The 14,417-nt window shown below is 52.5% G+C and carries 14 protein-coding genes; 7 read left to right on the top strand and 7 right to left on the bottom strand.

Features of this window, described 5'->3' with window-relative positions:
* Positions 1 to 241: 241 nt before the first annotated feature.
* From GW590_RS08560 to pabB, 3 genes are all read right to left on the bottom strand, one after another.
* Positions 242 to 1,606: an L-serine ammonia-lyase gene (locus tag GW590_RS08560; RefSeq protein WP_169402613.1), complete on the bottom strand. Its 1,365-nt coding sequence runs from the start codon at positions 1,604 to 1,606 to the stop codon at positions 242 to 244.
* A gap of 239 nt (positions 1,607 to 1,845) precedes the next feature.
* On the bottom strand, positions 1,846 to 2,448 hold the full coding sequence (locus GW590_RS08555) for a CoA pyrophosphatase (RefSeq protein ID WP_169402612.1): 603 nt from the start codon (positions 2,446 to 2,448) through the stop codon (positions 1,846 to 1,848).
* Positions 2,445 to 3,830 (bottom strand): aminodeoxychorismate synthase component 1, encoded by a 1,386-nt coding sequence (gene pabB / locus GW590_RS08550; RefSeq protein ID WP_169402611.1) that lies wholly within the window; start codon positions 3,828 to 3,830, stop codon positions 2,445 to 2,447. The genes GW590_RS08555 and pabB overlap by 4 nt, the downstream gene beginning before the upstream one ends.
* Positions 3,831 to 3,949: 119 nt before the next feature.
* On the opposite strand from pabB, the gene GW590_RS08545 reads away from it, so the two are divergent.
* A complete protein-coding gene (locus tag GW590_RS08545; RefSeq protein WP_169402610.1) occupies positions 3,950 to 4,132 on the top strand; it encodes a YoaH family protein in 183 nt (60 codons plus the stop codon).
* Positions 4,133 to 4,195: 63 nt separating this feature from the next.
* On the opposite strand, the gene purT is transcribed toward GW590_RS08545, so the two are convergent.
* Entirely contained in the window at positions 4,196 to 5,374 is a 1,179-nt protein-coding gene (purT, locus tag GW590_RS08540; RefSeq protein WP_169402609.1) for a formate-dependent phosphoribosylglycinamide formyltransferase, read from the bottom strand.
* Positions 5,375 to 5,596: 222 nt separating this feature from the next.
* On the opposite strand from purT, the gene cspE reads away from it, so the two are divergent.
* From cspE to GW590_RS08520, 4 genes are all read left to right on the top strand, one after another.
* Positions 5,597 to 5,806: a transcription antiterminator/RNA stability regulator CspE gene (gene cspE, locus GW590_RS08535; RefSeq protein ID WP_169402608.1), complete on the top strand. Its 210-nt coding sequence runs from the start codon at positions 5,597 to 5,599 to the stop codon at positions 5,804 to 5,806.
* Between the two features lie 202 nt (positions 5,807 to 6,008).
* Positions 6,009 to 7,391: an ATP-dependent RNA helicase DbpA gene (gene dbpA, locus GW590_RS08530; protein ID WP_169402607.1), complete on the top strand. Its 1,383-nt coding sequence runs from the start codon at positions 6,009 to 6,011 to the stop codon at positions 7,389 to 7,391.
* Between the two features lie 133 nt (positions 7,392 to 7,524).
* The gene (yebF, locus tag GW590_RS08525) at positions 7,525 to 7,905 is read left to right on the top strand and encodes a protein YebF (RefSeq protein WP_328803059.1); all 381 of its coding nucleotides are present in this window, start codon (positions 7,525 to 7,527) and stop codon (positions 7,903 to 7,905) included.
* Between the two features lie 174 nt (positions 7,906 to 8,079).
* Positions 8,080 to 10,122 (top strand): S9 family peptidase, encoded by a 2,043-nt coding sequence (locus tag GW590_RS08520; protein WP_169402606.1) that lies wholly within the window; start codon positions 8,080 to 8,082, stop codon positions 10,120 to 10,122.
* A gap of 58 nt (positions 10,123 to 10,180) precedes the next feature.
* Here the strand turns inward: GW590_RS08520 and exoX are convergent, their stop codons facing one another.
* Together exoX and GW590_RS08510 are read right to left on the bottom strand one after the other, a co-directional pair.
* On the bottom strand, positions 10,181 to 10,843 hold the full coding sequence (gene exoX / locus GW590_RS08515; protein ID WP_169402605.1) for an exodeoxyribonuclease X: 663 nt from the start codon (positions 10,841 to 10,843) through the stop codon (positions 10,181 to 10,183).
* Between the two features lie 21 nt (positions 10,844 to 10,864).
* Entirely contained in the window at positions 10,865 to 11,629 is a 765-nt protein-coding gene (locus GW590_RS08510) for a carbon-nitrogen hydrolase family protein (protein ID WP_169402604.1), read from the bottom strand.
* Between the two features lie 500 nt (positions 11,630 to 12,129).
* Between GW590_RS08510 and pip the strand changes: the two genes are divergently transcribed.
* Positions 12,130 to 13,083, top strand: a complete 954-nt coding sequence (gene pip / locus GW590_RS08505) for a prolyl aminopeptidase (protein ID WP_169402603.1) — start codon at positions 12,130 to 12,132, stop codon at positions 13,081 to 13,083.
* A gap of 39 nt (positions 13,084 to 13,122) precedes the next feature.
* On the opposite strand, the gene GW590_RS08500 is transcribed toward pip, so the two are convergent.
* Positions 13,123 to 13,353, bottom strand: a complete 231-nt coding sequence (locus tag GW590_RS08500) for a DNA polymerase III subunit theta (protein ID WP_169402602.1) — start codon at positions 13,351 to 13,353, stop codon at positions 13,123 to 13,125.
* 434 nt (positions 13,354 to 13,787) lie between these two features.
* On the opposite strand from GW590_RS08500, the gene ftnA reads away from it, so the two are divergent.
* On the top strand, positions 13,788 to 14,279 hold the full coding sequence (ftnA, locus tag GW590_RS08495; protein WP_235955905.1) for a non-heme ferritin: 492 nt from the start codon (positions 13,788 to 13,790) through the stop codon (positions 14,277 to 14,279).
* Positions 14,280 to 14,417: the final 138 nt, after the last annotated feature.

Here is a 14,417-nt window from a genome sequence, read left to right as displayed (position 1 = left end):
CCTGGTCATCAGAGAGGGGTCAGCATGCCGCAGGCGATAGGTTGATTGCAAGCACTAGAACCAATATTTCCAGTGAATACAGCAGGTTTTTGTTACTAGAGCTGATTTGACGCTCGGTTTTGTTGTGGAACAGATATCCTGCGGTTTCGGCATAAAGAACCGGGGCCAAACAGCAGGATATGGCAGTTAAATGACCGTCTGTGTAGTCACCTTTACCGAGACTGGTTATAAAGCGGGCCAATCAGTCACATTGCACTTTGATTGCCAGACCACCACGGGATGTTTCGCGGTATTTGGCATTCATATCCTTCCCGGTCTCATACATGGTCTCTATTACTTTATCGAGGGATACCCGTGGCGCACTGGTACGGCGCAGCGCCATCCGTGATGAGTTAATCGCTTTTACTGCCGCAATGGCATTGCGCTCGATGCACGGTACTTGCACCTGTCCGGCAACCGGATCGCAGGTCAGACCGAGGTTATGCTCCATGCCGATTTCGGCAGCGACACAGACCTGTTCCGGGCTGCCGCCGAGTAGCTCGGTCAAACCGGCGGCAGCCATGGAACAGGCCACGCCCACCTCTCCCTGACAACCCACTTCGGCGCCGGAAATAGAGGCATTCATTTTATAAAGGATGCCGATAGCACCGCAGGCAAGAAAATAGCGCAGGGCGATATCCGGGCTGACCGGCTGAATAAAGCGGTCGTAGTAGGCGAGAACCGCAGGCACGATACCGCAGGCACCGTTGGTGGGGGCGGTGACCACCCGCCCGCCAGCGGCGTTTTCTTCGTTAACTGCCAGCGCAAACATATTGACCCAGTCGATCACCACCATAGGATCATTTGACAGTTTATCGTTGGACACCAGCATTCGTCGCAGCGCCGAGGCGCGACGCGGAACGCGCAGCGGTCCCGGTAACACCCCTTCGGTATTTAAGCCGCGATCGATACAGGCCTGCATGGTGCGCCAGATGACCGCGAAATAGTGATCAATTTCGCTCTTGCTATGCTGTGCCAGCTCATTTTTCATCATTAGCCCGGAAAGGGACAGCCCGGTTTCATGGCATTTAGCCAGCATTTCGGAGGCCGAATTAAAGGCATAAGGCACGTCGACTTCATCCAGTACCGGCTGACCAAAATGTTCGTCGTCAACGATAAAGCCACCGCCGATCGAGTAATAGGTCTTGCTGTAAACCAGTCTTTCGCCGACAAAGGCATGGATCTGCATAGCGTTTTCATGACGGGGTAAATTTTCGCCACGAAAAATCATGCCGCTATCGCGCGGGAAATCCACTTCATGCAGTGTCCCGCCAATTGGCAAGAGCTGACGTTGCTCGACGTCTTTAATGAAATGCGGGATAGCATCAATATCCACCGTGTCGGGCTTGTTGCCCGCCAGGCCAAGAATAATGGCGACATCGGTATGGTGACCTTTGCCGGTCAGCGACAACGAACCATAAACGTCAACGGCAATACGCGTTACCTGCGGCAGCAGATCCTGTTGCAGCAGATCGTCGGCAAATTGTTTGCCCGCCTTCATGGGGCCGAGGGTATGGGAACTGGACGGGCCAATACCCACCTTGAACATGTCGAAAGCACTGATCACGTTGAAAACTCCTGATAGGTCAAGTCGGGTGGGGCAACGAAAAGGCAGCGGGATTAGGCACCTGTCTGCTGGCTGTTGCCCTGTTGGTTAACAATGGGTTACCGGATTGGCCCAAGCTTTGTTTATTTTTTGTTGAGTTGCCAATTGTATAGTGTAAAAGGGCGGAGGGCGTTGCGCAGCGCTTTTCGCATGAAAAAAAGTAATTAATAAACCCGAGTTACGACAAATGAACTAATGCGTCAGCCAGCGACCTGTTTGGCCAGCTGGCGAATAATACCAGCGGTCATTCCCCAGACAAATTGCTGTTGATACCAGGAAAGATAAACCCGATGGTGATGACCGGCGCGCTCAATATCCAGCGAATGGTAACGGGAAAGGTTAAAGGCTTCTTGTAAGGGGATCTCAAACAATTCGGCAACTTCGTCTTCACAAGGATGCAGCGGAACATCCACCGGCAACAGGCCGACAATCGGCGTTACCTGAAAGCCACTGCTGCTGTCGACGGCGGTTAACTGGCCCAATACCTGCACTGATGACGGCGGGATGGCCACTTCTTCTTGCGCCTCGCGCAGAGCAGTATAAATCAGCGAGGCGTCACCGGCATCGGCAGCGCCGCCGGGAAAAGCCACCTGACCAGCATGTTTTCGCAGCCGATCGGAGCGCCGGGTCAGCAACAGCGTAGGTTGCTCGCGGCAGATGATTGGGATCAGCACCGCAGCCTGACGGCGTCCGCGCGCCTGGCGACTCGGCTGCGGTGGCAGACAGAGTTGAAAGCGGCGGATAAACTCCTGGATAGCGATCGGCTGCGATTCAACGGGGAGGGCCGGCAACGTACTTATCATGCCAGCTCCTCGCCGAGCAGCGGCAGAATGCGCGCCACTTTATCGAAGGTTTCCTGATATTCCGCCTGTTCCTGACTATCCGCCACAATGCCACCACCGGCCCAGCAGAACATTTTTCCGTTTTCTGCCAATAAGGTGCGAATGGTGATATTGCTGTCCATAGTGCCGCAGCAACTGAGATAGACAATGCTGCCGCAATAGCCATTACGCCGCTGCGGCTCCAGCTGTTCGATAATCTGCATCGCCCTGATTTTGGGGGCACCGGTGATCGACCCGCCGGGAAAACAGGCGCGCAGCAGGCTGGCCGGATGACAACTTGTTGGTAGTTGGGCGGTAATGGTGCTGACCAGATGGTGAACGGCAGGAAAGGCTTCGACCACAAACAGTTCGGGCACCTTGACGCTGCCCGGCACAGCCACGCGACCGATATCATTGCGCAGCAGATCGACAATCATCAGATTCTCCGCACGATCCTTTTCCGAAGCAGCCAGCCGCTCGGCCTGCAGACGGTCGGTTTGCGGGCAGGCGCTGCGCGGCAGCGTACCCTTAATCGGGCGGGTCTGAATACGGTCCTCTTCCAGCCAGATAAAACGTTCGGGTGACAGACTCAGTACTGCATTATCCGGCAAGCGCAGAAATGCCGAAAAAGGCGCACGATTGGTCTGGTTCAGGCGCAAGAAGGCCTGCCATTCGTCACCCTGATAGCTGGCTGTAAAACGCTGTGCCAGATTAATTTGGTAACAGTCGCCACTTTGCAAATAAGCTTGTACCTGACGGAATTTCTCACCATAGGCTTCGCGGCTCATATTGGCCTGCCAGCCCGACGTAAGCTGAAAAGGCTGCCGGGGAGCGGTGGCCGGATACTGGCTAAGCCAGTCAAGACGCGCCTGGATATCACCGTGGCAGACCAGGGTCAGGCGTTGTAATTGATGGTCGGCAATTAATGCCCAGTTATAGATACCTATCGCCATATCCGGCAGCGCAATATCCTGATCCGCCTGTTCAGGCAGGGATTCAATGCGCCGACCGAGGTCGTAACCCAATAATCCCAGCGCCCCTCCCTGAAACGGCAAGTCAGGGGTAAAGGTGGCCTGCATCCCACTGCTTGCCAGCTGTTGCTCGATCAGCCAAAACGGGTCGGCCGCGCTGTTTTCACAACGGTGATCTTCAAGGGGGTAATCGATTTGCGTGTTTAATCCGCGCGTGGTCAGGGTGACCAGCGGTTCGGCAACCAGAATATCAAACCGGTTGTGCGCATGCTGCGCGCTGCCGGAATGCAGCAGCATCGCCCAGGGCCGTGAAGACAGGGGCGCAAACCGAGTAAGCAAAACATCGGGTTGATAGGGTAAAGCATGAATTTTGATTGATTGAGCGGCTGACATGATTTCGACAAGGTTCCTGGCACAGAGCCATAGCCTAGCATAGATTGCCGACGGTAGGTCATTGGCCTTTTAAGGCGTATAATGCGCGCCTGGCTCGCTTAATTTACAGGAACACTCTTATGCTGACCGGTATGCCTTCACTTTCACATTCAGAACAGCAACAGGCTGCAGAACGTATCCATCAGTTAATGGAACAGGGTATGAGCAGCGGCGAAGCCATTGCCCTGGTTGCGCAAGAGATCCGCGAAACCCACAAAGGCGACCGCGTGACGGTGATATTTGACGACGAAGACGACGAATAAGTTGATTCGCCGATAGAAACGATGCGCTCAACGACCCGGCAAGGTTCGCTGAGCGCATTGGCTTTAACCTTTAACGCTAACGGCTGCCGCAGCTTTGATAGCGGTCTCAACTGCCTGTTCAATGGTATCGCCAATGGACAGCGCCACGCCTAAACGACGCTTACCGCTGATTTCCGGTTTACCAAACAACCGCACCTGATTAGAACCCACCAACGCCTGTTCCAGACCGCTGAAACTGACATTATTGCTGGTCAGCTCTGGCAGGATAACCGCCGAAGCAGCAGGGCCAAACTGACGAATAGTGCCGATCGGCAGGCCGAGGAAGGCGCGAACGTGCAGGGCAAACTCGGAGAGATCCTGCGAAATCAGCGTGACCATGCCGGTGTCATGGGGGCGCGGGGAGACTTCGCTAAATATTACCTCATCGCCACAAACAAACAGCTCAACGCCAAACAGACCTTTGCCGCCCAAGGCGGTGACCACTTTTTGCGCAATATCTTTAGCGCGCTGCAATGCCAGATCGCTCATTTGCTGTGGCTGCCAGGACTCACGGTAATCGCCGTCTTCCTGACGGTGGCCGATAGGCGCACAGAAATGAATGCCGTCGATGGCATTAATGGTCAACAGCGTGATTTCAAAATCAAATTTCACCAGACCTTCAACAATCACCCGTCCACCGCCCGCGCGGCCGCCAAGCTGGGCGTAATCCCAGGCTTTTTGCAGCGTTTCTGCGCTACGGATCAGACTCTGTCCTTTACCGGAAGAGCTCATCACCGGTTTGATAATGCAAGGGTAACCAATATCCTGCACCGCCTGTTTAAAACTCGCTTCATCATCGGCAAAACGGTAGCTCGAGGTGGGTAAATTCAGCGTTTCGGCCGCCAGACGACGGATACCTTCGCGGTTCATGGTCAGACGTGTGGCTTCGGCACAGGGCACCACGTTATGGCCCTGTTTTTCCAGCTCAACCAGCATGCTGGTGGCGATGGCTTCGATTTCCGGCACGATAAAGTCTGGGCGTTCGCTTTCAATCAGTTGCTTGAGCGCTTCGCCATCGAGCATGTTGATCACATGGCTGCGGTGGGCAACCTGCATGGCAGGGGCATCGGCATAGCGATCGACGGCGATCACTTCCAGGCCGAGACGCTGGCATTCAATGGCCACTTCTTTGCCCAATTCGCCAGAGCCCAATAACATAACGCGGGTTGCGTCGGCGCGCAGTGCAGTTCCAATGGTTAACATAGCGGGATACCTAACTCGTTGTCGGTGATAAAAAATAGGGTGGTGAAACATGCTTGCTACGGCGCTTTCCGCAGCAGTTTCGGCGCATTATATAGCAAAATTATCCGCTACGAAAACGATTGCGTGGCGAGGGCGTGATTTGCGTCCCTGCGGTGAATATGCGTTAATAGTGCGGCATTCGCGATCGAGGCGGATGTGTTTAAATAAGCAAAGGATAGTAAAATGAGTAAGTTAACTGGTCAGGTCAAATGGTTTAACGAAAGCAAAGGTTTTGGTTTTATTTCGCCAGCCGACGGTTCAAAAGATGTTTTCGTTCATTTCTCTGCAATCAACAGCGAGGGTTTTAAAACGCTTGCTGAAGGTCAGCAGGTTGAATTCACCATTCAGGACAGCCCACGCGGCCCGTCTGCTGCCAACGTTATTCCCCTGTAAGCAAACCTCCGACGACTAAAGTCAGACGGCAGCTGCAGTGAGATAACTGTTGTTTAAAACCCGCCGATGTTGCGGGTTTTTTTGACCCCGTAGTATCGCGCTAAGGCGCAATAATCCCTTCTCTGTTATTATCTCTATTAATACATGGTGCCGACTGTCCTGCGCCGATCCGTTTTATTCGCCTTATATAAGAGTTATCGCCTTGAGCACGCATTCTTTTTCCACACTCGCTTTGCCCGCTGAACAACTTGCTAACCTGGAAGAGCTGGGCTATGCCCAGATGACGCCAATCCAGGAAGCTGCATTACCCGCCATTTTGCAAGGGCAGGATGTTCGCGCCAAAGCAAAAACCGGCAGCGGTAAAACGGCTGCCTTCGGTATTGGTCTGTTAGATAAAATTACCGTTGGCGAGTTTGTCTGCCAGTCGCTGGTGTTGTGCCCAACGCGTGAGCTGGCGGATCAGGTCAGTAAAGAGCTACGTCGTCTGGCGCGTTTTACCCAGAATATCAAAATTCTTACCCTGTGCGGCGGCCAGCCGATTGCGCCACAGCTTGATTCGCTGGTGCATCCTCCGCACATTGTGGTGGGCACCCCGGGCCGTATTCAGGAACATCTGCGTAAAGGCACCCTTAAGCTGGATCAACTGAAAGTGCTGGTCCTTGATGAAGCCGATCGCATGCTGGATATGGGCTTTAGTGAAGATATCGAAGACGTGGTCAGCTACACTCCGCCTTCACGTCAAACCCTGTTGTTCTCCGCTACCTATCCGCAGGGCATTGAGCGCATTAGCGGCAAGTTCCAGCGTCAGCCGTTAAACGTCGAAATTGAAGGCGATGACGATGTGGCGGATATTCAGCAGGTATTTATCGAAGCCGATCGCCACAGCCGTTTATCGCTGCTGACGGCGGTCCTGTATCAGCATCAGCCGACGTCCTGCGTGGTGTTCTGTAATACTAAACGCGACTGCCAGGAAGTCGCCGAACTGCTGGCCAGTAAAGGCATTAACGTGCTGGCATTGAACGGCGATCTGGAACAGCGCGATCGTGACCGGGTACTGGTGCGTTTTTCCAACGGTAGCTGTCGCGTTCTGGTCGCCACCGACGTCGCGGCGCGCGGGCTGGATATTAAAGATCTGGGTCTGGTGATTAACTATGAACTCTCTTTTGACCCGGAAGTCCACGTCCATCGCGTAGGCCGTACCGGTCGCGCGGGCACCCAGGGTTTGGCGGTCAGCCTGGTTGCGCCACAAGAGATGGTACGCGTACATGCACTGGAAGATTATTTGCAGCAGACTTTCCAGTGGCAGCCCGCGGCACAAACCCTGGCCGCGCCTGCGATCACGCTCGAACCCGAGATGTTGACCCTTTGTATTGACGGTGGCCGTAAAGCCAAAATCCGTCCCGGCGATATTCTTGGTGCGCTAACCGGTGACGCGGGATTAACCGCCGCCGAAGTGGGCAAGATTGATATGTTCCCGGTACATGCCTATGTCGCCATCCGCAAAAATAGCGCCAAAAAAGCGTTGCAGCGTTTGCAGGAAGGCAAAATCAAAGGCAAGAACTGCAAGGCCATTTTACTGCGTTAAGTCTGAGTTAACATTTACAGCTTGTTAAGCTTGAGTTATCACCTTGTTAGGTACTACACTCAATGCGTTGTAGAGATACCCTTAGCCTTGTTAAGGGTATGCAAGGAAAGATCATTTCTACAGGAGACAAGCTGTGATAACGATTAACACAAGATATTTGATGGTCAGTGGTTTAGTCGCGGCGCTTGGGTTAGGGGTGGTTTCTCTCCCTGCCCGGGCGGCGGATAGCCAGGACCGTAGTGGCAAGATCGCTCCCTGTGCCAATGCCAGCCAGGATGAGATCGCCGCGTTGGTCAAGCGCGACTACCTGCAAAATCGTATTACCCGTTGGCAAAGTGATAAAACCTTGTTTGGCACTCAAGCCCCGGTGGTTTGGGTCGTGGCCAGCAGCATTACCGGCAGCGCTGGCGACTGGCAGGTGCCGTTAAAAGTCAGCGGTAATAAAACGCAAAAAACCTATAACGTCCGACTGAACTGTCAGGCTGGCGAAATCAACTACGGTCAACCGCAGTAATCCCCGATATCCGTCTTGCTGACACCTGTTATTACCCAATAAATTAACGGGCTTAGCCAGGCGGATGTTTTTTTGGCAATCTGCTGACTTATCCTCCATTTGCTGCACCCTGTCTTGGTTTCCCTCGATAAACCTGTCACTCTGATAGCACTATTGTGAGGAGAGAGACCTAAAATGATGACACCTCCAAAGGCTGAAAAACGCCCATACCCGATAATTACCCACGGTGATACCCGTGTTGATGACTACTACTGGCTGCGCGACGATGAGCGCGGCGATAAGGCGGTGCTGGATTATCTGACGGCGGAGAACGCCTGGACGGAACAGGTTATGCAGCCACATCAGGCGCTGCGTGAAGCGCTGTATCAGGAGATGGTCGACCGCATTCCCCAGCAGGACCATTCGGTTCCTTATGTTAAACATGGCTACCGTTATCAGACCCGCTATGAGCCGGGCAATGAATATGCGATTTATCTGCGCCAGCCTGCGAGCGAAAGCGATAACTGGCAAACGCTGATTGATGGCAATGAGCGCGCGGCCAATCGCGAGTTTTATACCCTGGGCGGCCTGGACGTCAGCCCGGATAATAGCCGCTTGCTGGTGGCGGAAGATTTTCTGTCACGTCGTCAGTACGATATCCGTGTCAAGCAACTGCACGATGACAGCTGGTCGCCGGAAGTGTTGAAAAACACCTCGGGCAGCGCGGAGTGGGCCAATGACTCCACCACCATTTACTATGTGCGCAAACATAAAACGACGCTGCTGCCTTATCAGGTCTATCGCCATCAGGTGGGCAGTGATCCGCGCCATGATGTGCTGATCTATGAAGAGAAAGATGACACCTTCTACGTCGGGCTGGATAAAACCACCTCTGAACGTTATATCCTGATCCATCTCGACAGCACCACCACCTCGGAGATCCTGTTGCTCGATGCCGATGACCCGCAGGCTGAGCCGCAGCTGTTTTTAGCGCGCAGAAAAGATCATGAATATGGTCTCGATCACTATCAGGGCGATTTTTATATTCGCTCCAATAAAGACGGCAAAAACTTTGGCTTCTACAAAAGTGCCACGGCGGACGAAGCCAGCTGGCAGACGCTGATTGCTCCTCGTGATGACATTATGCTGGAAGGGTTTAGTCTGTTCCGCGACTGGCTGGTGGTGGAAGAGCGCCAGGAGGGGCTTACCCACTTACGGCAGATCCACTGGCAAAGCGGCGAAGAAAAATCGCTTAAATTCGACGATCCTACCTATATGACCTGGCTGTCCTATAATCCCGATCCCGATACTTCCTTGCTGCGTTACGGCTACTCCTCAATGACCACCGCCAGCTCGCTGTATGAGCTGGATCTCGATAGCGGAGAGCGTAAACTTCTGAAACAGCAGGAAGTGAAAAACTTCGATTCCGCCAACTATCGCAGTGAACGTCTGTGGGTTACCGCCCGCGATGGCGTAAAGGTGCCGGTTTCCCTGGTTTATCGCCACGACCTGTTCCAGGCCGGGGAAAATCCGTTGATGATCTATGCCTACGGCTCTTATGGCAGCAGCATGGATCCGGGCTTTAGCGGCAGCCGTTTGAGTTTGCTGGATCGCGGATTTGTTTTCGCTCTGGCGCATATTCGCGGCGGGGCCGATCTCGGCCAGCAGTGGTATGACGACGGCAAGCTGTTTAATAAAATGAACACATTCCACGATTTTATCGATGTCACCGAGGCGCTGGTCAACCAGCAATATGGCGACCGCGAACGAGTGTATGCCATGGGCGGCAGCGCGGGCGGGCTATTGATGGGGGCGGTGATCAATCAGGCGCCAGAACTCTATCATGGCATTGTGGCACAGGTGCCGTTTGTCGATGTGGTCACCACCATGCTCGACGAGTCTATCCCGTTGACCACCGGCGAATATGACGAGTGGGGCAATCCTAACGAAAAAGCCTACTACGACTATATGCTGCAATATAGTCCCTATGACCAGGTCAAGGCGCAGGACTATCCGCATATGCTGGTAACCACCGGGCTGCATGATTCTCAGGTGCAATACTGGGAACCGGCGAAATGGGTTGCCAAACTGCGCGATGTGAAAACCGATAACCATCAACTGCTGATGTATACCGATATGGATTCCGGACACGGCGGCAAGTCGGGGCGCTTTAAAGCTTATGAGGATATTGCCATGGAATATGCGTTTGTAATTGCATTAAGCCAGCAGAAAAAATAGCGAACAACAGGCGGTGATACAGCCTGGGGGGACATTGCCCGCAGGCTTTTATCGGCAACTAGCCATTTAAAAAGTGTTGCAGGCTGTATTTCATATCGTCGCTTAAATCATCAATGGATTTCAGCATCCAGCGCAGGTAAGCCGGGTCTTGCTCGGCTATATCGGCAATGAGTTTTCCCCGGTATTTACCGAACTTCAGGGTGCGCAGCAGAGTAGGGCGTGCGGTGATGGCCACCATCTGTTCGGCACTCCATCCGGAGTCCTTGATGATGCGTTGCAGCAGGGCGGCAGTGACGTAACAGTCATACAACGCCCGATGGGGATATAAGCCCTCGGGTACACTAACGTCGAGATTTAACGCATAGCGCAGGTACTGATTGCTATAACGCAGGTCGGGGTACAGCTCGCGAGCCAGCTTGAAAGTACAAATCCATTCGCCGTTCATTTCTGGCAGCATGGCGCGATCAAAGGCGGCATTGTGCGCCACATAGTAGCGACTTCCCTGATAGCGTCTGACGGCGACGGCAATCCGCGGTTTACCTTCCACCATCTCTTCGGTGATATGGTGGATCGCCATGGCATCGATACTGATTGGCCGATCGGGACTGACCAGATCGCTCATCGGTTGCGTAATAACCCCATCAATCACATCCACGGAGGCGATCTCCACTACACCCCCCTCCAGACCACAGGTTTCGGTATCTATTACCCTGTATGTCATCGCTTATTCCTCCTTGATAATTCAGGCTTGCTGATAGGTAACCAACTTGACGTAGCCATGCCAGCCCTCGGCGGTCTGCCGGGCAATAGCCAGCGCATCCTGGCTGGCTGGTGCAGTGACAATCTCCTCGCCCGTCGCGGACCAGATGGCGCTTTTCCCCGCTGGCAGCCAACCGCCGGTCGGTGCACAGTGGTTAGCCATGATAATGGTCATCTGATGTTTTTCTGCATAGCCTTGCATCATGGCGCTCTCTTTGGCGTAACTGGCCTGGGAGATTAATACGCCTGCCGCGTAAATATCGGCACCCTGTTCGGCGGCATGCTGCGGATGCCCTGGCTCGCTGATATCGGCACAGATTGCCAGACCGAGATTTTTCCCGCGCAGGCTGAGCTGCGGGCCACCCTGTCCCGGGGTAAAAACCAGATCTTCGCCACCGTGTAAATGCTGCTTGGTATAAGAATAAAGGGTACCATCGGGCGAGAACACAATGGCACCGATATAGAGTGCATCGCCATCGTTACAGCATAAGGGCGCGCCGCAAACAATGGTCATATTGTGGGTTTTTGCCAGTACACGCAGTTTTTCCAGACGCGGGTCTTGCAAGGTGATCCCCAGATTACGCGCCAGCTGCGGCTCATAGCCGGTCAGTGAAAGCTCGGGGAAAATCAGCAGGGCAACGCCTTCTGCTGCGGCAAGTTCTACCACCTGAGCATGACGGCTGAGATTTAATTCGATATTACCGGCCAGGCAGCCTGTTTGCGCTGCAGCAATAATCAAGTCACTCATGAGGGGCGATCTCGGGTTGTATCTCAGGACAAATTAACAAAAAACCCGCGATAGGCGGGTTTGTATTGATACGAAGTCTTTATCGATTACGCAGATACCTTTTTAGCCTTTTTCTCAGCCTTTTTCTCAGCTGGAGTTTTCAGTGGCTTTTTCTTCGCATTCTTTTTGCTATCCATTCCTTTACTCATATCGGCCTCTCTTAAGCGGGTGGATTGGGTTGCTGTGCTATTTACTGCTAATTTGCGGCAAGTTGCAATAGACCCGGAATAAATTTTCGACAACACCATGTAAAGTCACAAATTATTATCCTGTAACCGAATATGACCTATAGCTGTTTATTATCTGCGCAACGCTGATTAATAACTGCGCGGTAGATCGAGAAAACCAGGCTTTTTTGCCATTAAGTCGGGTAAGTCGATTGACCCCATAGTCTGGATAGGCTGTTATTAGTGCTGAGCAAGAAAATCAATGCACTGGACAGAAAAAAAACAGGAAATGTCATGGCTAAATTGAAAGGGTTGTATTTGCCTCGGGAAGCCTATGCCAGTGGATTGCTGGATACCGGTGATGGTCATCAGATTTATTGGGAACGCAGCGGTAATCCAAAGGGGAAACCGGCGGTATTTATTCATGGTGGTCCCGGCGGCGGATGCTCCTCGGTGCATCGTCAGCTTTTCGATCCTAATGATTATGACGTTATGCTGTTTGATCAACGAGGCTGTGGCCGTTCACTGCCCCATGCCAGCCTCGACAACAATACCACCTGGCATCTGGTAGAAGATATTGAGCGCCTGCGTGTTATGGCCGGGGTAAATAAATGGCTGGTGTTCGGTGGCTCCTGGGGATCGACCCTGGCGCTGGCTTATGCGCAGACCCACCCGGACCGCGTCAGCGAAATGGTAATGCGCGGCATCTTTACCATCAGAAAGCAGGAACTGTTGTGGTATTACCAGGACGGCGCTTCGCGCTTCTTCCCGGAAAAATGGCAGCGCGTGCTGTCTATTTTATCCACCGAAGAGCGTAAAGATGTGATTGCCGCCTATCGTGCACGACTGACCAGCGACGATCGCGCCGTTCAGCTTGAAGCCGCAAAAATCTGGAGTCTGTGGGAAGGGGAGACCGTAACCTTATTGCCTACCGAAGACTCGGCGTCGTTTGGCGAGGATGATTTTGCTCTGGCCTTTGCGCGTATTGAAAATCACTACTTTACCCATCTCGGCTTTATGGAAAGCGACGACCAGCTGCTGCGCAACGTTGATCGTATTCGCCATATTCCGGCGGTGATTGTTCACGGTCGTTACGATATGGCCTGCCAGGTACAAAACGCCTGGGATCTGGCGCAGGCCTGGCCGGAAGCGGAGCTGCATATTATTGAGGGCGCAGGGCACTCCTTTAGTGAACCTGGCATTCTCGACCAGTTGATCCGCGCCAACCAAAGGTTCGCCCGCAGCTGATTAACGGGGTTTCTCTGCTCGCTTGCCCGCTGAACCGGCTTATTTTTGTTTGGGTTCAAACGGCAGGCGAGAATACTTATGAGATTCAGCCCGGTAAAAGGCCACGCGCTCACGGAAATAATCGCGCAAATGTGCAGGTTGCTCGCGTTCGGCAATCTCCGATACCACCGGCATATTGTAGCGCTCTTTAAAGGCGACGGCAGAAGCGGCTAAATCCACGTTAATTTTGTCCATCTCTTCTCTGCTGATCTCAGCCAAATTTGGGTACATATCTCTCTTCCTGCTAATCGATTCTCGGCCTATTGTACAAGAGCCGATGGCAGAGGTGAATGCCTGTGATCCCCCCTTGGCCGATAGCGAGTAGATCTTAATGAGATTACTACTCATTTATATTCATTTTGGGGAATGTTTATTAATTGAGATCTCCCCTAAAATAAAACGCGTCAGACGGTAAGGGCAATAAAGGCATTTACGATGAAAATTAGCGGGAATAATTCTCACTCACAATATTCCTCTATGTTTAGTGAAAATAAAATATATAAATATCAGTTGGTTGTAATATTTCTTTGATTTGGATTAGATTAATTGAAACAACCCTATGTATTTAGCGTAGAGTTGGGCATAATACTGATAAATAATCTCATACCCTATTGATGCAATTTAATCATATTAAATTACGGAGTCTTATTGTGCTTAAAGAAGCGATGGTCAAGCAACTTAACGAACAACTGAACCTTGAATTCTATTCCGCCAACTTATATTTGCAAATGAGCGCCTGGTGCAGCAACAAGGGTTTTGAAGGTGCGGCTGCTTTTCTGACTGAACACTCCCGTGAAGAGATGGGCCATATGCACCGTCTGTTCAAATACGTTAGCGATACCGGTGCGCTGCCTGTCCTCGGCACCATCGAAGCGCCGCGCGCTGATTTTGCTTCCCTGGCTGACGTATTTACCCTGGCCTATGAACATGAGCAATTAATCACCAAACAGATTAATGAGCTGGCCGATCTGGCAATGAGCACCAAAGACTACTCAACCTTTAACTTCCTGCAGTGGTATGTCTCTGAACAGCACGAAGAAGAAACTCTGTTTAAATCCGTGCTCGATAAACTGGCACTGGTTAGCAATACCGGTAACGGCTTGTTCTTCGTTGATAAAGATCTGAAGAATATGACCGGCCAAACTCCTGCTGCCTGATTTTCGCCAGTAGCAAAAACGCAGCGCCGTGAACGACGTGCTGCGTTTTTTTCCTTGCTGTTCATGGCATTATTCCCCGCAGTCCCCTGAACTTTTTGTGCGAAATGCAGCCAACCTCTCTCTCCAGTGGCCACAACC

The sequence above is a fragment of the Rouxiella aceris genome, from assembly GCF_012933545.1.
GTDB classification, from domain to species: Bacteria; Pseudomonadota; Gammaproteobacteria; order Enterobacterales; family Enterobacteriaceae; genus Rouxiella; species Rouxiella aceris.
This window is presented reverse-complemented; position numbering and strand designations above follow the sequence as displayed.

Bases quoted from the DNA above. Each gene is read 5' to 3' on its own strand.
- GW590_RS08555 (WP_169402612.1), bottom strand. From the start codon at position 2,448: ATGATAAGTACGTTGCCGGCCCTCCCCGTTGAATCGCAGCCGATCGCT.
- pabB (WP_169402611.1), bottom strand. From the start codon at position 3,830: ATGTCAGCCGCTCAATCAATCAAAATTCATGCTTTACCCTATCAACCC.
- GW590_RS08545 (WP_169402610.1), top strand. From the start codon at position 3,950: ATGCTGACCGGTATGCCTTCACTTTCACATTCAGAACAGCAACAGGCT.
- purT (WP_169402609.1), bottom strand. From the start codon at position 5,374: ATGTTAACCATTGGAACTGCACTGCGCGCCGACGCAACCCGCGTTATG.
- cspE (WP_169402608.1), top strand. From the start codon at position 5,597: ATGAGTAAGTTAACTGGTCAGGTCAAATGGTTTAACGAAAGCAAAGGT.
- GW590_RS08520 (WP_169402606.1), top strand. From the start codon at position 8,080: ATGATGACACCTCCAAAGGCTGAAAAACGCCCATACCCGATAATTACC.
- exoX (WP_169402605.1), bottom strand. From the start codon at position 10,843: ATGACATACAGGGTAATAGATACCGAAACCTGTGGTCTGGAGGGGGGT.
- GW590_RS08510 (WP_169402604.1), bottom strand. From the start codon at position 11,629: ATGAGTGACTTGATTATTGCTGCAGCGCAAACAGGCTGCCTGGCCGGT.
- pip (WP_169402603.1), top strand. From the start codon at position 12,130: ATGGCTAAATTGAAAGGGTTGTATTTGCCTCGGGAAGCCTATGCCAGT.
- GW590_RS08500 (WP_169402602.1), bottom strand. From the start codon at position 13,353: ATGTACCCAAATTTGGCTGAGATCAGCAGAGAAGAGATGGACAAAATT.
- ftnA (WP_235955905.1), top strand. From the start codon at position 13,788: ATGGTCAAGCAACTTAACGAACAACTGAACCTTGAATTCTATTCCGCC.